Genomic DNA, 1,332 nt, shown 5'->3' with positions numbered 1-1,332 from the left:
AACCGATATTGTGGTCTTCGAGAAGAAAGATGAGATTGGCGGTACCTGGAGGGAAAATACCTACCCGGGTGTTGCCTGTGATGTGCCTTCACACATGTATACCTATTCCTTTGAGCCGAACCCTAACTGGAGCAACTTCTTCGCTCGTGGTCCAGAGATAAAAGCGTATTTTGAACACGTAACCGACAAATATGATATTCGGCAGCACATTCATTTCAATGAAGCGGTATCGGACGCCGTTTATGACGCTGGTAAATGGTATGTAAAAACGGTTCAGAATAAGGACTACGTTTTTGACTTCGTGATTTCTGCTACGGGGATTCTTCATCATCCCGCCTACCCTGAGATCGAGGGTTTGGACACTTTCGAAGGCAGTACATTTCATACTGCGGAATGGGACCATTCGGTAAACACTGGAAGCGGATCGCGCGTTGGGATTATCGGTACAGGATCAACAGCGGCGCAGGCTATCCCTGAGCTCGTAAACAGTGGCGCAGAGGTCACGGTTTTTCAACGAACACCGCAGTGGGTATTGCCGCTCAAGGACTTCAACATTAGCGACAAAGCTAAGCGTCTTTTCAATCGCTTCGGGTTTATCCACAGGTTTATGCGCCGCTTCGCGATCTTCTTTATGGAGCATATGTTTACCAAAGCGGTCACAGGTCATCCCATCCAAAAGAAAATTCTAGAATGGGCGTGCAAGTCGAATCTTAGATTAAGCATTAAAAACAAAGCGTTGCGAGACAAACTTAGACCAAATTATCAAGTAGGTTGTAAGCGCGTCATTGTTAACACCACTTTTTATCCAGCCATCCAAAAAGACAACGCCCATCTTGTTACGGAGCGCATCGACCGGATTACGCCCGCAGGTGTACTCACAACAGATGGCGTTTTGCATAAGCTCGATGTTTTGGTTCTATCAACCGGTTTTAAACCATTAAGCTTTATGCGCCCTATGAACATGACGGGGAAAGATGGTCTCCATATTAATGATGCGTGGGCGCATTCTGTGAAAGCGTATCGATCGATGCTTTTACCCCACTTCCCTAACTTCTTTCTTATGCTTGGTCCCAATACGCCAATCGGTAACTTCTCTGTGATCGCAATGAGCGAGGTTCAAGGCGATTATGTTTTGAAGCTCATCAATAAATGGCGCGAAAACGAGTTTGACGAGCTTGAGCCAAAACCCGAAGCGATCACACGATTTAATGACTACGTAAAACGGGGGCTTAAAGGAACGGCATGGGTTGGTGGTTGTCAAAGCTGGTACCTCGATGCGGATGGTGATCCGATTCTTTGGCCCTACACTTGGGCAAAATGGGTCGAGGAAAT

The 1,332-nt window shown here is 46.7% G+C and carries 1 protein-coding gene; it reads left to right on the top strand.

Going from position 1 to position 1,332, the window contains the following annotated elements:
• Nucleotides 1–1,332, top strand: a 1,332-nt coding sequence (locus A3751_RS18580) for an NAD(P)/FAD-dependent oxidoreductase (protein WP_068458522.1), incomplete at both ends; no start/stop codon positions are given.

The sequence above is a fragment of the Oleiphilus sp. HI0080 genome (assembly GCF_001635135.1).
The sequence above is the reverse complement of the archived record's forward strand: the minus strand, read 5'-3'. Positions and strand labels throughout refer to the sequence as shown.